The organism is Devosia ginsengisoli (genome assembly GCF_024707105.1).
GTDB lineage: Bacteria > Pseudomonadota > Alphaproteobacteria > Rhizobiales > Devosiaceae > Devosia > Devosia ginsengisoli_A.
Genome location: NZ_JANQAJ010000004.1, coordinates 31728 through 51449, shown reverse-complemented (window position 1 = coordinate 51449; position 19722 = coordinate 31728). Strand labels below are relative to the sequence as shown.

General features: G+C 64.1%; 16 protein-coding genes and 1 tRNA gene. 6 read left to right on the top strand and 11 right to left on the bottom strand.

Features of this window, described 5'->3' with window-relative positions; genetic code table 11:
- Positions 1-222 precede the first annotated feature (222 nt).
- Complete coding sequence (locus tag NVV79_RS01115) at positions 223-2433, bottom strand: OmpA family protein (protein ID WP_303985398.1); 2211 nt, start codon at positions 2431-2433, stop codon at positions 223-225.
- Between the two features lie 242 nt (positions 2434-2675).
- Between NVV79_RS01115 and NVV79_RS01110 the strand changes: the two genes are divergently transcribed.
- Positions 2676-3098: a secondary thiamine-phosphate synthase enzyme YjbQ gene (locus NVV79_RS01110; protein WP_303985396.1), complete on the top strand. Its 423-nt coding sequence runs from the start codon at positions 2676-2678 to the stop codon at positions 3096-3098.
- Positions 3098-3928: a sulfite exporter TauE/SafE family protein gene (locus NVV79_RS01105; RefSeq protein WP_303985394.1), complete on the top strand. Its 831-nt coding sequence runs from the start codon at positions 3098-3100 to the stop codon at positions 3926-3928. The genes NVV79_RS01110 and NVV79_RS01105 overlap by 1 nt, the downstream gene beginning before the upstream one ends.
- 175 nt (positions 3929-4103) lie before the next feature.
- Here the strand turns inward: NVV79_RS01105 and NVV79_RS01100 are convergent, their stop codons facing one another.
- On the bottom strand, positions 4104-4817 hold the full coding sequence (locus NVV79_RS01100) for an SIMPL domain-containing protein (RefSeq protein WP_303985392.1): 714 nt from the start codon (positions 4815-4817) through the stop codon (positions 4104-4106).
- A 182-nt stretch (positions 4818-4999) separates the two neighbouring features.
- On the opposite strand from NVV79_RS01100, the gene NVV79_RS01095 reads away from it, so the two are divergent.
- The 3 genes from NVV79_RS01095 (at position 5000) to NVV79_RS01085 (ending at position 9518) form a co-directional block, all read left to right on the top strand.
- A complete protein-coding gene (locus tag NVV79_RS01095; RefSeq protein ID WP_303985390.1) occupies positions 5000-6151 on the top strand; it encodes a fumarylacetoacetate hydrolase family protein in 1152 nt (383 codons plus the stop codon).
- 23 nt (positions 6152-6174) lie between these two features.
- Positions 6175-7614 carry an aldehyde dehydrogenase family protein gene (locus NVV79_RS01090; RefSeq protein ID WP_303985388.1) on the top strand — a complete coding sequence of 480 codons (1440 nt, stop codon included), beginning with the start codon at positions 6175-6177 and terminating at the stop codon, positions 7612-7614.
- A gap of 278 nt (positions 7615-7892) precedes the next feature.
- The gene (locus tag NVV79_RS01085; RefSeq protein WP_303985386.1) at positions 7893-9518 is read left to right on the top strand and encodes an MFS transporter; all 1626 of its coding nucleotides are present in this window, start codon (positions 7893-7895) and stop codon (positions 9516-9518) included.
- A 261-nt stretch (positions 9519-9779) separates the two neighbouring features.
- Here the strand turns inward: NVV79_RS01085 and phoB are convergent, their stop codons facing one another.
- The 7 genes from phoB to NVV79_RS01050 form a co-directional block, all read right to left on the bottom strand.
- Entirely contained in the window at positions 9780-10481 is a 702-nt protein-coding gene (gene phoB, locus NVV79_RS01080; protein ID WP_146289809.1) for a phosphate regulon transcriptional regulator PhoB, read from the bottom strand.
- A gap of 137 nt (positions 10482-10618) precedes the next feature.
- Entirely contained in the window at positions 10619-11326 is a 708-nt protein-coding gene (phoU, locus tag NVV79_RS01075; protein WP_303985382.1) for a phosphate signaling complex protein PhoU, read from the bottom strand.
- A gap of 29 nt (positions 11327-11355) precedes the next feature.
- Entirely contained in the window at positions 11356-12138 is a 783-nt protein-coding gene (gene pstB, locus NVV79_RS01070) for a phosphate ABC transporter ATP-binding protein PstB (protein ID WP_303985504.1), read from the bottom strand.
- Between the two features lie 70 nt (positions 12139-12208).
- On the bottom strand, positions 12209-13573 hold the full coding sequence (pstA, locus tag NVV79_RS01065; RefSeq protein WP_303985379.1) for a phosphate ABC transporter permease PstA: 1365 nt from the start codon (positions 13571-13573) through the stop codon (positions 12209-12211).
- A gap of 2 nt (positions 13574-13575) precedes the next feature.
- Positions 13576-14952 (bottom strand): phosphate ABC transporter permease subunit PstC, encoded by a 1377-nt coding sequence (gene pstC, locus NVV79_RS01060; RefSeq protein ID WP_303985377.1) that lies wholly within the window; start codon positions 14950-14952, stop codon positions 13576-13578.
- 62 nt (positions 14953-15014) lie between these two features.
- Positions 15015-16022, bottom strand: a complete 1008-nt coding sequence (locus NVV79_RS01055; protein ID WP_303985375.1) for a substrate-binding domain-containing protein — start codon at positions 16020-16022, stop codon at positions 15015-15017.
- Between the two features lie 312 nt (positions 16023-16334).
- The gene (locus tag NVV79_RS01050; RefSeq protein WP_303985373.1) at positions 16335-17090 is read right to left on the bottom strand and encodes an IclR family transcriptional regulator C-terminal domain-containing protein; all 756 of its coding nucleotides are present in this window, start codon (positions 17088-17090) and stop codon (positions 16335-16337) included.
- Between the two features lie 355 nt (positions 17091-17445).
- On the opposite strand from NVV79_RS01050, the gene NVV79_RS01045 reads away from it, so the two are divergent.
- A tRNA-Ile gene (locus NVV79_RS01045) sits at positions 17446-17521 on the top strand.
- Positions 17522-17538: 17 nt separating this feature from the next.
- Here the strand turns inward: NVV79_RS01045 and NVV79_RS01040 are convergent.
- Positions 17539-18216 (bottom strand): response regulator transcription factor, encoded by a 678-nt coding sequence (locus tag NVV79_RS01040; RefSeq protein ID WP_303985372.1) that lies wholly within the window; start codon positions 18214-18216, stop codon positions 17539-17541.
- A complete protein-coding gene (locus NVV79_RS01035) occupies positions 18209-19600 on the bottom strand; it encodes a sensor histidine kinase (RefSeq protein ID WP_303985370.1) in 1392 nt (463 codons plus the stop codon). The genes NVV79_RS01040 and NVV79_RS01035 overlap by 8 nt, the downstream gene beginning before the upstream one ends.
- Positions 19601-19722: the final 122 nt, after the last annotated feature.

The following is a 19722-nucleotide window of genomic DNA, read 5'->3' as shown; positions in this document are numbered from 1 at the left end:
GCGTGATCACGCTGTGCGCGGATTGTCGCAGCAAAAATAGCGCTTTTGATTCAGTTGGTTGGTGACCCCACGCGGCGTACTGAAATCCGCGCGAAGGGGCGGCGCGACAAAAAACTTTATCGCTGCGGCCGATTTTTTTGGCCCTGAGTGGCCAGATGGGCCCAAAGAAAAGACCGGGCGCTGGGCCCGGCCTTTCCCATGTTCGGTGTCGGCTCGGCAGCGTCAGTTGCTGGCGACGGTGATCAGCGGCGTGATGCGGCGGATGGTGACGCGACGGTTTTCGCGCTCGGCCGCTTCGGTGCGGATCTTGAGGTAGCGTTCGCCATAGCCCTGGGTAGCCAGGTTTTCCGGCGGCACGCCGTAGAAGTCGGTCAGGATGCGAGCCACGGTGGCAGCACGCAGGTCCGACAGGCGCAGGTTGGAGATATCCGAACCCACCGCGTCGGTGTGGCCTTCGATGAGGAAGGTCTCGCCCGGATTGTTCTGCAACAGTGTCAGCATCGCATTGGCGGTGGCCGAGAGGGCGCCGACCTGGTCGCGGCCGATGGTGGCCGCACCGGTGTCGAAGGTCAGCCCGCCGACTTCAAGCCGACGCACGCTGTCGCGGATACGGGCCGAACGCTTGACCTCGTCGATCGAGTAGAGGCGCGCGACCTGCTCGACCGGCGGCTGGGCGAAGAAGTCCACCACTTCGTTCTCGTCGGCATAGCGGGCATCCAGCACATAGTCCTGAACCGGGATGTTGAGACGCAGCGGGGGCAGGTCCCGACCCGGATCGCGCCATTCGACCAGGTCTTCGCTGTAGCGGTCATCGAAGTAGGCCAGCACGTATTCGCGGCCATCCGGGGTGATGCGCGAGCGGCGGACAATGTCGCCATTGCGGTTGCGCACCGTCACGATCTGGCTGCCGTCCGGGCGGGTGATGACTTCACGCACGCGGCCGTTGCTCAGGTTTTCGTAGAAGATCTCGTCCTGCTGGGGATCGTAGAAGCGATCGGTATCCTGGCCGATGGAATTGACCACGAGCTGGGTGCCGACCTGCAGGATGACCTGGGTGATGATATCGCCGGTGCTGACAGGCTGAACGGCGGTCTGCTCGACAACGGTGATGTTGTTCTGCTGGCCGATATTGTTCTGCGTGTTGTTGGTCACGTTATTGGTGACGTTGGTGTTCGTCGTGTTGTTGGTGATGTTCGTGATGTTGTTGATGTAGTTGTTCACCACCGTCTGGTTAACCGTTGTGTTCTCGGTTGCCGTGATTTCGGTGCCTTGCTCGGCGGCAACCGGTTCGGCGGCAAACTCACGAATGGCTTCCGACTGTGCTGCAGCGTCGCTTTCCGGCGGCGGGGCAACCGGCTCGGCGGCTACTTCGGCTTCCATCTCGACCTCGGCTGCCGGATCGGCCTCGACGTCCTTGGCGCTGTCGAGCACGGGCGCGAGCTGTTCCTGGGTCACGCCTTCGGGCAGGTCCTCGACGATCTCGACGGGCTCTGCCGGCAGGGTCGTCGGGTCAACCGGCGCTTCCGCGGCAGGCTGCTCCGGTTCTGCAGCAGGAGTTTCTTCGGCAGGGGCCGGTTCGGCAGCAGGCTGCTCGGCGGGAGCCGGCAGATTGGGCACGGCCGGCAGCGCGAGGCCATACTGGGCGAGGCATGCATTGACGTCGGTAATGCCGACCTCGGCGCAGAGCGTCGCGATTTCGGCCTGTGCCGCGGCAATCTGGGCCTGCGCAGCGGTGGCGTCGCCACCGGACATCAGGTCGGCGACGGCGGCATTGTAGAGGTCGACCTGGACCTGCAGGTCAGCCGAGATATCGACGGCCGGGGCAGGGGCGGGTGCTTCGACCGGGGCAGGCTCCTCAACCGGAGCCGGTTCGGCGGCCGGGGCGGGTTCCTCTGCTACGGGCGCGGGCTGGGCTTCAACCGGAGCGGCTTCCACGGGAGGCGCAGGCTCCGGGGCAGGCTCGGGAGCCGGTGCCGGCGCAGGGGCTGGCTCAGGCGCAGGGGCTGGCTCAGGCGCAGGGGCCGGTTCAGGCTGGGGAGCCGGTTCGGGGGCAGGCGCGGGCTCCGGCTGGGGAGCGGGCTCGGGCGCCGCTTCGACGGGAGCAGGCTCAGGCGGCGCTTCCTCGACGACAGGCGCCTCTTCCACGGGCGCGGCTTTGGGTACGGGCTCAGGCGCCGGGGCGGCCTCGGCCGGCGCCGGGCCGGCGGATACGGCGGCGATGCATTCGTCGATGCTGGCATAGCCAGCCACGATGCAGAGCTCGGTCAGGTTGGCTTGCGCTGCTTCGAGCGCGGCGGCGTCACCGGATGCCTGAGCGGCGGCATAGGCCTGGTACGCAGCGACGAGATCACCGTCCTGCGCGCGCACAGTCAGCGGCAGCAGGGCCATGAGGCCGATGCTGGTGCCGGTCAGGAGCCAATTTCTAAGGCGCATTGTTCTTTTCCTTTATGTCGGTTGACACTTGAGCCAAGCATCGTGGTGCCATTCTGAACGCAGACTGAATGGATTGTCAGCCGGATAGGCGATGCTTTCTCCCCGCAAGACCCGCAACGCCTGGATTCTGCGTTGGTTCCCCGCAGACGGTGGCCAGCGGAAGATGGCGCCAATGCGGCGGGTGGACGCTTTCGGCTGCGATGCGCTTGGCCGGGATGCAACGATCATGATAGGCCGGTTCCATGCAGCAGGCCGTCGATACGCTCACCATTCCGACACAGGGGCCCGGCCTCTACGAATTCACGCGGTCGCTGCGGGAATTCGTGACCAATGCCGATGTCGCGACGGGGCTGTTGACAGCCTTCGTGCAGCATACGTCGTGCTCGCTACTGATCCAGGAAAATGCCGATTCCGACGTGAAGACCGACCTCGATGGCTTCTTCCGGCGGCTGGTGCCCGAGGGCATGGACTGGCTGGTCCACACCACCGAGGGACCGGATGACATGCCGGCGCATATCAAGGCGGCGCTGACGCAAACCTCCATCGGCATACCGGTGGTCGAGGGGCAGCCGGTATTCGGCACCTGGCAGGGGATTTATCTGTTCGAGCATCGACGTCGCCCGCATCGGCGGCAGGTGGTGCTGCATCTGATTGGAGATCGTTGATGGACTGGGCGACACTGGCCGGCTACTGGCCCTTTGTACTTGGGCTGATGGTGACCGGTGTGGTCTCGGGGGTGGCAGCAGGTCTGCTGGGTATTGGCGGCGGGGCCATCATCGTGCCAGCCTTGAGCAATGCGCTACTGCTGCTCGGCTATGATGCCGATGTAGTGCAGCATGTGGCGGTCGGCACGTCGCTCGCCATCATCATTCCCACCGGGATCATGAGCGCGCGGGCGCATTACAAGCGGGGGGCGCTGGATCTCAAGGTGCTCAAGCTATGGGCGCCGTTCATCGTGGCCGGCACGTTCATCGGCGGGCTGATGGCCGGGCTGTTCTCGGGCGACGTGCTGCGCGTGGTCTTTGCGGTGATGGCTTTCGTGATTGCGGCCAATATCATCTTCGCCTTCCAGACCAAGCTGATGGGGCACCTGAATGGATCGTCCACAACGCACCGGGTCTCGGCTTTCGTCGTGGGCTATATCTCCTCGCTGATGGGGATCGGCGGCGGGTCGCTGACTGTGCCGACACTGGTGGCGTTTGGCGCCACCATGCATGCTGCCGTGGGCACGTCGGCGGGGGTCGGGGTGGCAATCGCCCTGTCGGGAACGCTGGGCTTCATCATTTCGGGCTGGGGCGCGGCGGACCTGCCGCCGCTCAGCCTGGGCTATATCAACCTGGTGGCGCTGGTGCTGGTGGCGGTGCTGGCGGCTGTGTTCGCGCCACTCGGCGCGGCGCTGGCGCATCGGCTGGACCAGAAAACGCTCAAATATGTCTTCGCGATCTTCCTGGTCGTGGTGGGGCTCAACATGCTGTGGAAGGTCGTGTTCGGATAAGACAAAGCCCCCGCTTGCGCGAGGGCTTTGCCGGATGAGGTTGGTGGGAACGGGTGACTACGGTATTTCCGAACCGTTCCCACCGCCCAAGCCCCGATGGGAGGGGATGGAAATTGATGGCTTCATGGGTCGCGCTTTCGAACTGGAAAACCGGTATCCACTTGTCCTGAAGCGCTTACTTGGTATCCAGTTCCCACTGGACGTTGACGTTGATGGCAAAGGCCAGTTCGCCCGCTTCGACAGGAACCGGGGCGCTGGCCGCCATTTCGGCCCTGGCATACATGGGGTAGGGCTGCGGGTTGTTGAAGCCCTGCGTCTCGGAAATCGACTCGATTTCGCCCAGTGAGCCGCCGGCAGCGGTGGCGTAGAGCTCGGCCTTGGCGCGGGCATCGGTGAAGGCGGCCTTGCGGGCTTCGTTATAGAGTTCGGACGGATCGGCCACCGAGAAGCTGACGCCGTTGATGGTGTTGGCGCCGACAGTCACCGACTTGTCGAGAATGGAGCCCAGCGTATCGAGCTTGCGCACGGTGACGGTGACCGTGTTGCTGACCTGGTAGCCGTTGATCTTGGGCGGGAGGGTATAGCCGTTGGCATCGCGCTCGTCGGTATAGACGTAGTTGGGATTGACCGAGAAGCCCGAGGTCTGGATGTCGCGGGCTTCGATGCCAGCGGTCTTGAGCTCGGCGATCAGTTCGGCCATGGCAGCCGTGTTGGCGTCGAGCGCCTCGCGGGCGGTAGCGCCCTGGGTGGTCACGCCGGAATTGATCTGCGCCATGTCGGGCGCCGCCATGATTTCACCGTGACCTTCAATGGTGACGGTACCGGCATAGGCCGGCAGCGAGAGACCGGCGAGCAGGGCGAAAGGGGCGAGGGCGGCAAAGCGGGCCATGAGACACTCCAAACAGGTATCGGGGGACTACTCCCCATCCATTGCGTCAGTATTGCGGCATAGATGAACCGGAGTTGAACGCGGTTGTGGAGATCGGTTCATCGACAAAAGTATGACTTTAAACGGTTGCGTGCCGGGGTACCGGTGGGGTACTGACTGCGCTGATATTTCAGGGGCATGACATGGGCGACAGGCACTATCCCGATGGCACATTGCTGGGCCGGGCCCGCGTTCCGGGGCATATGCATCCCCGTATCGTTACGGTCCGTAACGATGAGCTGATCGATATCACGACCAAGGGCTTCGCCACGGTGCGCGATATTGCCGAAAGCGGCCGCGCGGCCGAGCATGTGCGTATGGCCGCCGGCCGGTCGCTCGGCAGCGTGGATGCAATCCTGGCCAATTCCATCGCGGGGCAGGGTAATGCCGACCTGCCGAGCCTGTTATCCCCCATCGATCTGCAGGCCATCAAGGCCTCGGGCGTCACTTTCGTCGTTTCGCTGCTGGAAAGAGTAATCGAAGAACAGGCCCGTGGGGATAAGTCTCGCGCCGATTCGCTGCGCGGGGAAATTCTCGAGCTGATCGGGACCGATCTCAGTGCGCTGGTGCCGGGGTCGGAAACGGCCATGAAGGTCAAGGCGGCGCTGATCGCCAAGGGCGTGTGGAGCCAATATCTGGAAGTGGGCATCGGACCGGATGCCGAAATCTTCACCAAGAGCCAGCCGATGAGTTCGGTGGGCTATGGCGCCGAAGTGGGGCTGCATCCGGTGTCGAGCTGGAACAATCCCGAGCCGGAAGTGGCGCTGGTGGTGACCAGCAAGGGTGAGATCATCGGCGCGACGCTGGGCAATGACGTGAACCTGCGCGACGTCGAAGGCCGTTCGGCACTGCTGCTGGGCAAGGCCAAGGACAATAATGCCTCGGCCTCGCTGGGGCCGTTCATCCGGCTGTTCGACGGCGAGTTTTCGCTGGAAACGGTCAAGCAATCGGAGCTGGCGCTGCTGGTCGAGGGCGAGGACGGCTTCGTGCTGGAAGGCCATTCATCGATGAGCCAGATTTCGCGGACGCCGGAATCGCTGGTGGCGGCGACGATCGGCGAGCATCATCAATATCCTGACGGGCTGGTGCTTTATCTCGGCACCATGTTCGCGCCGGTGAAGGACCGCGACGGCATCGGCAAGGGCTTTACCCACAAGCTCGGCGACGTGGTCTCGATATCGACATCCGAGCTGGGTACTCTATCTAACAGGGTGAACCTCTCCACCAAATGTCCGCCCTGGACCTATGGTACCAGCAACCTGCTGCGTGACCTCGCCCAGGCCGACCTTCTTTAGCTCTATCCGAAAGGCATCCCAGAATGGCTGAATTGCACAAGAACCTCATCAACGGGGAATGGGTTGGCTCGGATGGGGTCGAGAATATCAACCCGTCCAACACATCAGAAGTGGTGGGCGTCTATGCCCGGGCTACCGCTGAGGAAACCAAGCAGGCTATCGCCGCCGCCAAGGCGGCATTTCCCGCGTGGTCGCGCTCGGGCATCCTGGAACGTCATGCGATCCTCTCCAAGACCAGCCAGGAAATCCTGGCGCGCAAGGCCGAATTGGGTGAATTGCTGAGCCGCGAAGAGGGCAAGACATTGCCCGAGGGCATTGGCGAAGTGACGCGCGCAGCGCAGATTTTCGACTTCTTTGCCGGTGAAGTGCTGCGGCTGGCCGGCGAAGTGCTGCCGAGCGTGCGGCCGGGCGTGGGCGTGGAAATCACCCGCGAGCCGATCGGGGTGATCGGCATCATCACGCCATGGAATTTCCCCATCGCCATTCCGACCTGGAAGATCGCGCCGGCCCTGGCCTATGGCAATACGGTGGTGATCAAGCCGGCCGACCTGGTGCCAGGCTCGACCTGGGCGATTGTCGATATCCTGGTGCGTGCCGGCCTGCCCAAGGGCGTGCTGAACCTAGTGATGGGCCGCGGCTCCGTCGTCGGCCAGACGCTGCTGGAAAGCAAAGATGTCAATGCCATCAGCTTCACCGGCTCGGTGGGGACGGGCAAGAAGGTGGCGGCGGCATCCATCGAGGTGGGCCGCAAGTTCCAGTTGGAAATGGGCGGCAAGAACCCGACCGTGGTGCTTGACGATGCCGACCTCAAGGTGGCGGTGGAAAGCGTGGCGCAGTCGGCCTTCTTCTCGACCGGGCAGCGCTGCACGGCCAGCTCGCGCGTCATCGTGACCGAGGGCATCCACGACAAGTTCGTCGAGGCCCTAGCCGAGCGGACACGCAACCTGCGGGTGGGCGATGCCCTCGCCAAGGACACGGAAATCGGGCCGGTGGTGGACCCCAGCCAGCTCAAGCAGGACACCGACTATATCGCCATCGGCAAGGCCGAAGGCGCCAAGCTGGCGGCCGGCGGCGAGCTGGTGAAGGCTTCGACCGAGGGCTATTTCCTGCAGCCCACGCTGTTTACCGAAGCGACCAATTCCATGCGGATTTCGCGCGAGGAAATCTTCGGGCCGGTGGCATCGGTCATCCGCGTCAAGGATTATGACGAGGCGCTGGCGACGGCGAATGACACCGAATTCGGGCTGTCGGCCGGCATCGTTACGACGTCGCTGAAATATGCGACGCATTTCAAGCGCAATGCCGAAGCCGGCATGGTGATGGTCAATGTGCCGACGGCCGGTGTGGATTTCCACGTGCCGTTTGGTGGGCGCAAGGGCTCGAGCTATGGCCCGCGCGAGCAGGGCAAATATGCGGCCGAATTCTTCACCGTGGTGAAGACTGCCTATACCGCGGCCGGCTAGGATTGCCGGTGGGATCGCCACCCCGGCCGGGGTGGCGATTGGCGGGGATAAGTTTTTGCGGCGCGCCGAAAATGGACCGCATTCCCCTCGAATTGGTTAGCACACTGTTAGCATCGAGCGCGGCGAGTGGTGAAAGCCGCGTCGTCGGCGGTGGGCTTGTGTTCCGCGCCTGCTGACGGCTGGCGCAACGGGTAATTCTCCCCCATTGTGGTTCGGTCGATGCCGCGTTTGCCAAAGCAAGCGTGGCCAGTGCGGTATTGGAGGCAAGAGAAGGCGTTATGGCTGAGCGAATGTCCGTGTTGGCGCCGTTTCGGCATGAAACCTTCCGGCTGCTGTGGCTGGCGACGCTGGTATCCAATCTGGGCGGACTGGTGCAGTCGGTGGGCGCCGGCTGGATGATGACCACGCTGACGGACTCGCACAACATGATTGCGCTGGTGCAGGCGTCGACCACGCTGCCGATCATGGTGTTCTCGCTGGCTTCGGGGGCATTGGCCGACAATTTCGATCGCCGCACCATCATGCTGATCGCGCAGGGCGGGATGATGGTGGTGTCGGTGGCGCTGGCCGTGCTGGCCTTCCTGGGAATGCTCAGCCCGTGGCTGCTGCTGGGCTTCACCTTCCTGATCGGCTGCGGCACGGCTTTGTTCAACCCGTCCTGGCAGGCCTCGATGGGCGATATCGTGCCGCGGCAGGAACTGGCCGGTGCGGTGACGCTCAATTCCATGGGCTTCAACATGATGCGCAGCGTCGGCCCGGCCGTGGGCGGGTTGATCGTGGCGCTGGCCGGGGCCGGGGCCGCCTTTACGGTCAATGCGATATCCTATGTGCCGTTGATCTTCGCGCTGGGGCGGTGGAAGCCCGAGCGGACGGCCAACCGGTTGCCGCGCGAGAATTTCGGCAGCGCCATGTGGGCCGGCATCCGCTACGTGTCGCTGTCGCCCAACCTGATGACGGTGTTGCTGCGCGCGTTCCTGTTCGGGTTCGGCGCCATTTCCGTGCTGGCGCTGCTGCCATCGGTGGCGAGCGAATATGTGGGCGGCGGGGCGCTGGTCTATGGCACGCTGCTGGGCTGCTTTGGGCTGGGGGCGATCGGGGGCGCCTTTCTCAATGGGCAGGTGCGCGAGCGCTACAGCAATGAAGTGATCGTGCGGCTGGCCTGTGTGGGCTTCGCGGTGAGCTGCGCCGTGGTGGGGTTCAGCCGCGACCCCGTGCTGAGCCATCTCGCGCTGCTGCCCGCCGGGGCGTGCTGGGTGTTGTCGTTGTCGCTGTTCAACGTGTCGATCCAGCTTTCGTCACCCCGCTGGGTGGTGGGGCGGGCACTGTCGCTCTACCAGACGGCGACGTTTGGCGGCATGGCGGCAGGGAGCTGGATCTGGGGCCTTTCGGCCGACGCGGTGGGACCGGGCTGGGCGCTGACGCTGGCCGGATGGATATTGCTGGTCTGTGCGCTGGTGGGATTCCGCTTGCCGCTGCCGCAATTTAATGCGCGCGACCTCAATCCGCTCGATACGTTCAACGAACCCATCCTCAGGCTGGATCTGCGGCCACGCAGCGGGCCGATCATGGTGATGATCGACTATGTGATCGCCCAGGAGGACATTCCCCAATTCCTGGCGCTGATGGCCGAGCGGCGGCAAATCCGCATCCGCGACGGGGCGCGCCAATGGGGGCTGCTGCGCGATCTGGAGCACCCCGAGACCTGGACCGAATCCTACCATGTGCCGACCTGGATCGACTACCTGCGGCACAATCTGCGGCGGACCAAGGCGGATTCGGAGAATACCGATTTGATCCGCGCGATGCATCGGGGCGAGGGACTGCCGAAGGTACGGCGGATGATCGAGCGGCAGACCGTGCCGCTGCGGGATGATACCCCGCTACGGGAGGGGCCGGAGGTTTAGGACCGAGGACCGGCCGAGATTCAGCCCATGCTGGCCTGCAAATGCCGGTGTGCTGCGCTTCCGGTCCTCACGTACTGGAGTACGCTCCGGTCCGGTTCTCGCAAACCAGCATTTTCGACTCAGCCTGAGCTGAATCTCGACCGGTCCTTGGTGCCATTCTGATGGATGAGGAGCATTCCCGACGGCGGCGAGGCATCCGCAAGTATAGAAACCTCGGGTCAAACCCAAGGGTGACGATCGAGTCTAGTCGTGCGTATCCCCTCAGGCGACCTGTGCGAAGCGCTCATCAAACGCGTAGCCGGCGCCGCGGACGGTGCGGATGGGGTCGGTTTCGCGGCCGCGGTTGATGGCGCGGCGGAGGCGGCCGATATGGACGTCGACGGTGCGCTCATCGACATAGACGTCATTGCCCCAGACGCCGTCGAGCAGTTGCTCGCGCGAATAGACGCGGCCGGGATGGCGCATCAGGTATTCGAGCAGGCGGTATTCTGTGGGGCCGAGATGGACGTCGCGGTTGGCGCGGCGGACGCGGTGGGTGGTGCGGTCGAGTTCGAGATCGCCGACCTTGAGGGCGGCGGTGACGAGATTGGGATTGGCGCGGCGCAGCAGAGCATGGATGCGGGCGACCAGTTCGGGAACCGAGAAGGGTTTGACGACATAGTCGTCGGCCCCGGTGGCCAGACCCCGGACGCGTTCTTCTTCCTCGCCGCGGGCGGTGAGCATGATGATCGGCACGCGGGCGGTTTCCTCGCGGGCGCGCAGGCGCCGGCAGAGTTCGATGCCTGATATTTCGGGCAGCATCCAATCGAGCAGGATCAGGTCGGGCAGCTTTTCCTGGATGGCATGCTGGGCCTCGTCACCGGATTCGGCGGTGACGACGCGGAAGCCCTCGGCTTCGAGATTGTAGCGCAGCAGGATGGCGATATCGCCTTCGTCTTCGACCACGAGAATGGTGGCAGGCATGGGGGTGGCTCCCATCGGTTTTGTCTGCACCACATGGGGTGCTTGTGGCTGTACCCCCTCCTGGCCTCCCCCTGGCAGGGGGAGGAACCGGGCGGTGGGTGTGGCTGCATTCGAGCAGAGCAGGAGCAGGCCTGCTCCTACGCCTTGATCTGGGTGCGCTGGAGTTCCTGGACTTCGCTGGTGAGCTGCTTGCCGGTCTGCAGGTAATAGGCGCGCTCGGCGATGTTGGTGGCGTGGTCGCCGATGCGTTCGAGGTTCTTGGCGCAGAACAGCAGATGGGTGCAGGGCGTGATGTTGCGCGGATCTTCCATCATGTAGGTGAGGAGTTCGCGGAACAGCGAGGTGTGCATGGCATCGACCTCGTCATCGCGGTTGCAGACCTCGATGGCGCGGGCGGAATCGCGGTTGGAATAGGCGTCCAGCGCTTCCTTGATCTGGCGCAGCACCAGGGCCGTCATGTTCTTGACCCCGTTATAGAAGGTGGGCTGCAGGTTCATGCCTTCGAGCTTGAGCGAGCGGCGGGCCAGTTGCTTGGCCATGTCGCCGACGCGTTCGAGGTCGGAGGCGACGTGGATGGCGGTGATGATGGCGCGCAGGTCCGAGGCCATGGGCTGGCGGCGGGCAATCATGGAGACAGCCATATCGTCGATGCGGCGCTGCATGTCATCGATGCGCTGGTCGGCGATGATGGTGAGATCGGCCAGTTCGCGGTCGAGCTTGAGCAGGGCCTTGGTGCCATTCTCGATGGCGACTTCGACCTGACCGCCCATTTCGGCGATCAACTGGGCAAGGCCGGTCAACTCGTCCGAATAGGCGGTAACGATATGTTCGGTGCCGGTGGGCATGGTGAAATCCTCTTCAAACCGCAGGCGGATCAGCCGATGCGGCCCATGATATAGTCCTGGGTCTGCTTGTTGACCGGGTTGGTGAAGATGTCTTCGGTGACGCCTTCCTCGATCAGGTTGCCCAGGTGGAAGAAGGCCGTCTTCTGGCTGACGCGGGCGGCCTGCTGCATCGAGTGGGTGACGATGACGATGGTATAGTTCTCGCGCAACTCGTCGATCAGCTCTTCGATGATGGCGGTGGCGATGGGGTCCAGGGCCGAGCAGGGCTCGTCCATCAGGATGACTTCGGGGCCGACGGCGATGGCACGGGCGATGCAGAGGCGCTGCTGCTGGCCGCCGGAGAGGCCGGTGCCGGGCTCGTTGAGGCGATCCTTGACCTCTTCGAAGAGGCCCGCCTTGCGCAATGAGGAAACGACGATCTCGTCCATATCGGTCTTGTTACGGGCCAGGCCATGGATGCGCGGGCCATAGGCGACGTTTTCGTAGATCGACTTGGGGAAGGGATTGGGCTTCTGGAACACCATGCCGATGCGGGCGCGCAATTCGACCACGTCGAGGGAAGGATCGTAGATATCTTCGCCGTCGAGCTTGATCGTGCCGCCGACCTTGGCGCCCTCGATCGTGTCGTTCATGCGGTTGATGCAGCGCAGGAAGGTGGACTTGCCGCAGCCCGAAGGTCCGATGAAGGAGGTGACGGCGCGATCGGGAATGTCGATCGAAATGCCGTGCAGGGCCTGCTTGGCGCCGTAATGGACGGTGACGTCACGGGCGGTAAGCCGGATCGGGCGTTCGAGCATGTCGGTCGGGTTCATGGCTGATTTCACTGATTGCTGGGTCATCTTAACCTTGCCGGCGACCATATCCATTTGACGTGTCCTTTAGCTAGGCGCGCTTTTCGAGGCGCGAGCGCAGGTAGATGGCGACGCCGTTGAGCAGGATCATCACAGCAAGCAGGACCATGATGGCGGCGGCGGTGCGCGGTTCGAAGAAATTGCGGTTTTCATTGCCCTGCCAGAGATAGATCTGGACGGGCAGGGCGGTGGCCTGATCGAGCGGGGTCAGGGGGACCGAGGCGACGAAGGCTTTCATGCCGATGAGCAGGAGGGGCGCGGTTTCGCCCAGAGCCTGCGCCACGCCGATGATAGTGGCGGTGAGGATGGACGGGAAGGTCACCGGCAGGACGTGGTGGAACACCATCTGGGTGCGCGAAGCGCCCATGCCCAGGGCGGCCTGGCGCAAAGCGGGAGAGACGCCCTGCAAGGCACCGCGGGTAGCGATGATGATGGTGGGCAGGGTCATCAGGGTCAGCACCAGGCCGCCGACGAGCGGGGCGGAAATGGGCAGGTGCATGTAGTTGATGAAGACGGCGGCGCCGAGCAGGCCGAAGACGATGGAGGGCACGGCGGCGAGATTGTTGATGTTGACCTCGATGAGATCGGTCAAGCGCGAGCGGGGGGCGAATTCCTCGAGATAGACGGCCGCGGCCACGCCGATCGGCACGGCGAGGATGATGACGATCAGCATCATCCAGAGGGTGCCGACAAAGGCGCCGAGCAGGCCGGCGGAAGCCGGGGCGGCGCGGCTATCGACATTGGTGAAGATGGACCAGGCAAAGCCGTTGGAAATGGTGCCGTCTTCCACGAAGGTATCGATAAGGGCGCGGGCCGGAGCCGAGAGCTGCTGCTGGGCATCGCCCAGGGAGCGATTGATATTGCCCTTGATCCAGTTGGCGGCATTGGCCGAGGCGAGCACCTCGACCTCGACCGTCCGGCCGAGCAGGGACGGATCGGCGACGAACATTTCACGGATATCGTGGCGCGCGTCGGTTTCGGCGATGGAGAGGATCTGGCGGCTGTCGATCTCGATATCGGCGGGGGCGGCAGTGCGGAGCGAGGCTTCGACCACCTTGTTCCAGTTGAGCATGGCGACGTCGCGCTGCCATTTGAGGCTGGCGGCGTTGTATTCGGCCTGCGAGGCGAAGGCGGTACGGGTCGGGGCCGGATCGACCTGGAGCAGTTCGGGATCGAAATTGACCGCCAGGTGCAGATTGGACTGGGTGAAGGCCGGGATGCCCTTGCGCACCACATCGACGAAGAGCAGGGCGACGAAGCCCAAGGCTAACACGATGGCGGCGAGGCCGAGGCCGCGGAAGATGGTTTCGCCCATGTGGCGGCGGCGCAGGCCGGCGCGGATGCGCTGCGTGCGCTCGATGGAAGCCTGGCGGGTGGTGGAGAGCGTATCGGTCATGATTATTCGTACTGCTCCCGGAAGCGGCGGACGATGTAGAGGGCGACTATGTTGAGGCCGAGCGTGATGACGAAGAGCGTGAGGCCCAGCGCGAAGCCGACCAGCGATTGCGGCCCGGTGAAATCGGTATCGCCGGTGAGCTGGTTGACGATGGAAACGGTGATGGTGGCGACCGGCTCGAAGGGATTGCCGCGCAGGACGGGGGCATTGCCGGCGGCGAGCACCACGATCATGGTTTCGCCGATGGCGCGGCTGACGGCGAGCAGGAAGGCGCCGACAATGCCGGGCAGGGCGGCGGGCAGCAGCACATTGCGGATGGTTTCGGACTGGGTGGCGCCCAGGCCATAGGCACCATCACGCAGGGTGCGCGGAACCTGGTTGAGAATGTCGTCGGACAGGGACGACACGAAGGGGATGATCATGATGCCCATGACGATGCCGGCGGTGAGGGCGCTGGTGGCATTGATGGACAGGCCGACCAGATTGCCGAGATCGCGCAGGAAGGGGCCGACCGTGACCAGGGCGAAGAAGCCGAAGACGATGGTGGGAATGCCGGCGAGGATTTCGATCATCGGCTTGGCGACGGCGCGCAACTGGGCCGGGGCATACTGGCTGAGATAGATCGCGGCCATGAGGCCGACGGGCACGGCCACCAGCATGGCGATGGCCGTGATCATCAGCGTGCCCGACAGCAGCGGCAGCAGGCCGTAGCTGCCCCAATTGCCAGCGGAGCCGGCATTGTTGGGATTCCAGACCGTGCCGAAGAAGAAATCGAACGGGTGGATGAAGGTGAAGAAGCGGAAGGCTTCCGATACCAGCGAGGCGACGATGCCCACAGTGGTGAGGATGGCAACGGCGGAGCAGGCGAGCAGTGCGAGATTGACGACGCGCTCGACGGCGTTGCGGGCCCGCAGGCGGGCATTGATGCGGCTGCGGGCATAGACGAGGGCCGCGCCGCCGGCCACGAGGGCCAGGACCAGCACGCCGACAAAGGTCAGCATCTGGAAGGAGCGCAGGGCATCGCCGGCCGCCTGTTCCCAGGCGGGGCTTTCGCCGGTGACGCCATAGCCGGAGGCCAGGGCGCCGATGCGGGCGATGGCGGCATTGAGGCCGACCTGATCGAGCGACATCATGATGTCGGTGGGGATCAGCGAAACCGTGTAGTCCCGAGTGATGCCACCGCCGAACCAGGCCCAGAGGCCGAGGATGACGAGGGTGGGCACCATGGCCCAGATGGCCACGAACGAGCCGTGATATTGCGGGCGGGAATGGATCTTGACGCCATCAGCAGTGACGAGGCCCCGGCTACGGGACCAGCCGGACTGGTAGGCTACGCCCAGCAGGACCAGCAGCAGGCCGGCAACGATCAAGGCATTCATGGGACGGGCTCCCCGGACGGAATGAAGCGGGCCGCGCCGTGGTGGCGCGGCCCAGGGTCGATTTACTGAGCGCCGGCTTCGAAAGCGGCGAGTACTTCAGCGGTCTTTTCGGCCGGCTGCGGGATCAGGCCGGCAGCTTCCAGGATGCCACCGTCGCCGGCGATCTGCTCGGAGAGGAAGAACTGAACATATTCCTCGATGCCGGGGACGGTGCCGATGTGCTGGCCTTTGACGTAGAAGAACAGCGGGCGGCTGACCGGGTATTCACCGGCAATGACCGATGCCTTGGACGGGACGACGCCGCTGACGGTCGCGACCTTCAGGGTGTCGGTGTTCTGCTCGTAGAAGGAGAGGCCGAACACGCCGACCGTGTTGGGATCGGAATTCAGGCGAGCCAGGGTTTCGGTATAGTCGCCGGAGATTTCGGTGACGACATCCTGACGGAAGGCGGTGCAAGCATCTTCCGGAGCGCCTTCAGGCAGGCCGGCTTCTTCGCAACCGGCGGTCACGACGCGTTCCTGGAAGACTTCACGGGTGCCGTGGTTGGAGGCCGGAACGGCCAGGGCGATCGGCTGGTCGGGCAGGGCGGCGTCAACCTGGGCCCAGCTGGTATAAGGGTTCGGAACCAGGGCGCCATCGACAACGACATTGGCGGCAATGGCCTTGTAGACCTGGAGCGGGGTCAGGGCGAAATCGGGACCCGAAGCGGCCGAGGCGAAGACGATGCCGTCATAGCCGAACTGGACTTCACGGATATCGGTGACGCCGGCGGTGGTGCAGGCTTCGGTTTCGCCTTCCTTGATCGGGCGGGAGGCATTGGCGATGTCGATGGTATTGTCGCCCACGCCGGCGCAGAACTGGCTGAAGCCGCCGCCGGTGCCGCCCGAACCAACGACGGGGGTCTTGAATTCGGGGAAAGCGGCGCCGAATTCCTCGGCCACGATCGAGGCGAAGGGCAGCACGGTGGAGGAACCGGCAACCTGGATGGTGTCGCGCGACTGGGCGAAAGCGGGCGTGCCGAAGGCGGCAAGCGCGAGCACGGCGGCACTGGTGTAGAGTGCGATCTTCATGGGGAGTTCCCTTTCGGAATTCAGTTCAAACCTGGCTGGCCGATCCGGCAGTTCATTCCCCGGCGCCGCCCTTGACGAGGGGGACCATATGGGTGCTGCGCGACAGTTTTATTGCGGTTGCATGACGCGTTTGTGACAGGCTAAGGCGCTGAAAAATCATGGCAATGTCGGGAGAAAGTCGTTGGCCGCATTCCGCGATGGCTTGCGAATGTGACAGATTGCGACAGGCGGGGCCGAGTCTCGGTCCGGCCATATTGAACCGAAGCTAACGGACGATTGTGACAGTCTTGCTATCGGGGATGCCCGCGCAGCTCAGCGCAGCAGGGGGCGCACCTCGGCCTGCACCTTGCGCATCAGAGGCAGGAAATTGGCGATCATGTGCGAGGTGGAGGCGCGGGCCGACTGGGCGCCGATATTGAGGGCGGCGACAATGTGGCCGCTGGCATTGAACAGGGGCACGGCGATGGAGCAGAGGCCGAGCTCGAGTTCCTCGTCAATCACGGCAAAGCCCTGGGCAGCGACGACGGCCAGCTCGGTGGTGATCGAGGGCAGGTCGGCCTTGGTTTTCGCGGTGTAGGCGACGAGATCGGACCGATCGAGCACGGCGCGTGCCGTCGCGGGCGGCAGGGCGGCGAGCAGAATGCGGCCCATGGAGGTGCAATAGGCCGGCAGGCGCGCGCCGGCGCCGAGATTGATCGACATGACCCGGCGGTAGGAGGCGCGGGCAATGTAGAGGATTTCGGTATTGTCGAGCACGGCGGCCGAGGAGCTTTCGTTGATCTGGCCGGAAAGCTCCTCGAGGAAGGGCTGGATCAGCCGCGGCAGGGGCGTGGCGGCGAGGTAGGAATGGCCCAGATTGAGCACGCGCGGGGTGAGGCGGAAGAACTTGCCGTCATAGGTGGCGTAGCCGAGATGGACGAGGGTGAGCAGGCAGCGGCGGGCGGTGGCGCGCTCGAGCCCGGTGCGATTGGCGACATCGGTGATCGACTGGCTGGCATGTTCCTCGTCGAAACACTCGATGACCGAGAGGCCCTTGACCAGGCCATTGATGATATCGCCTTCGCGCATGGGGGGCTCCGGAGGATTTGGTGGAGCGACTGTCGCACAAAGATCGGTTGTCGCACAGAGGTGTCGGAGTGGGCAGGAAACGCGTCCGGAATGGCAGGAATCGGAGGTTCGCGCTTTCGCGGGAATGACCTGGTGGATGGGGATGATCCGGTGGTGGAATGACCCTGTGGGTGCAAGTGACCCGGTGGTGGAAGTTGATGCTGTGGGTGGAAACTGACGTGGCGGGTAAATGATATGATGGGAAGGATTGGGCGCTGTGGCGGTGGGTGCGGATGGGTGATGAAGGGTGGCGAATGGGGTATCGCGGCGACTTCCCTCTTGCCAGCGAGCGTGACCCTGCTAAGACGCGGGGCGGGGGCCTGTAGCTCAGCGGTTAGAGCCGTCCGCTCATAACGGATTGGTCGCTGGTTCGAATCCAGCCGGGCCCACCATTTCCCAGCGCAGATGCCTATTTTTCGAGGTCGGGCCACATGCGGCGGGCGATGATGCTGGCTTCGACGCGGTTGCGGACCCGCAGCTTGGCGAACGCGTTTGACAGGTGGAACTTGACGGTACGCTCGGTGACGCCGAGCCGCGCGCCGATTTCGCGATTGTTGAGGCCGGTCGCCAGGGCCTGCAGGACCTGGCTTTCCTGGCCGGAGAGGGCGTTCGGCCGCTCCTGCCAGGCGTTGCCCCAATTATCCCTCAAAATGTTGAGCAGCCGCCCGACCACGTCCTTGGGAATGAAGGTCTCGCCGGTATTCACCAGCCTGACGATGCTGCGCATATCCGGTCCCGTCGTGCCCTTGAGCACATAGCCCGACACGCCGGCTTCGAGTGCCCGGGCGATGTCGGCCTCGTCCTCGGAGGCGGTCACCATGATGATCCGCACCTGGGGGTAGGCCAGCAGGACATCGCCGACGCGGTCCAGGCCATTGTCCTGCATCCGCGCGTCGAGCAGCAATATGTCCGGCTGCAGCGCCCCCACCAGGTCCACCGCTTCGGCAGCGCTGCCGCCCTCGCCGATGACCGTGATGTCGCCATCGGCCGCGACCGCCTGGATCAGGCCGGTGCGGAACATGGGGTGGTCATCGACGACGACGATCCTGATCGTGGCGGCGGAGGTCTGAAGCGCGCAGTCACACATCTCGCAGCCACATTTCGAGGCGGGTATGACCATCGTTCTGTACGAAGGCGAAGTTGCCGCCGATGCTCTGGACGCGGGCGCGCAGGCCATAAAGGCCGATGCCAAGATGGTCGGAGCGCTCGGCGCGCTCGCTCTCGACATAGTTGTTGGTAATCGACAATTTCAGCACTCCGCGCTGCAACATGGCAGACAAAGCCTGCCCCTCGGGCAGGCCGTGGTGGAACGCATTATTGAGGCCTTCCTGGATGAAGCGGAATACGCAGACTGCGACCTCTGGCGGAACATGAACCGGTTCCACCGTGCTGTCCACGGCAATGACGCTCTCGGTCCGCTGCACATGTTGCTGGATGGCCCGGTCGATCACCTGGGCCAGGTCGAGATCCTCGATATCCGGCAGGACCACGGCGATCGCAATGGAGCGGATCTCGAACAGGGCATCGCGGAGAATATCCTCGATATCAGACACGACGGCATTGCGCTCGGCCGCCCGCGACAGGCGCCGTATCTGGTCCAGTCGCAGCACGGCAAAGCTGATCGACTGCGCGGGGCCATCATGCAGATCGGTGCCGATGGTGCGCAAATGCTTGTCGGTCAGTTCGGTGACGCTGCGCGATGCCTGCTGCGCCTCGGCCTTCAGCTCCCGGTGGCGGGCAGCGCGGGCGTGGGACTGGGCCAGCCGCTTGGAGAGGATGCGGCCCTGCCGCTCGATCTTGCGGCTCCCCTCGAGCACGATGCTGAACAGGATGACCACCATGACCGAGGTGACGACCATCGCGGTTACCCAGCTTGCTATGGTCAGCGACCACAGGTCGCTTTCGAGGGAAGTGGTCACCTCGCGCAACTGGGCCACGGCGACGATTTCGCCGGTGCCCATGTCGCGCAGGGGCAGGGAGATTTCGATATAGTCGGTCGAAAGCTGGTGCTCGCGATAGTCGGCAGAAGCAATGTCGGTGAAGCCGACGGCGACCTGGCCGCCAAAGGCGCGCCGAACTTCGGGCGGTGGGTCCAGCCGGCGCACCGTCAGGCCCGGCGCGTTGGAATAGAGGATGGTGCCGTCGGGGCGCCACAGGTCGAGATAGGGAAACTCGGCGGCGAAGGTCTCGTCGCTCATGATCGCATCGAGCTGGTCCAGCCCCCGACGGGTGATCGACCCATCCGGGTCCAAATCCTGGATGGTGGGCGAGAGGACGCGCTGGGCGGCCGCGAAAACCACCTCACCGCGACGCGCCAGAACGATTTCCGTCATGACGGTGGTGGTCAATATGCCCGACAGCAGCATGGCGGCGAGGGTGACGAGGGCCCCTGATATCGCGAACTTATGGGCGAGCGGGAACCTGTTCCACCTGTCCCTCAGACGTTTCAGACGATCGCCCGGGTCGATCATCACCTACCCCACGCCGCAGCAGTGATTGTTTCACGGTCTGCATCCAAGTACTTATACTAAAATTTGCGTTGATTATCCAGATTGGCCGGATTGGCGAAATAGCCCCGAGAATATCCGGCGCA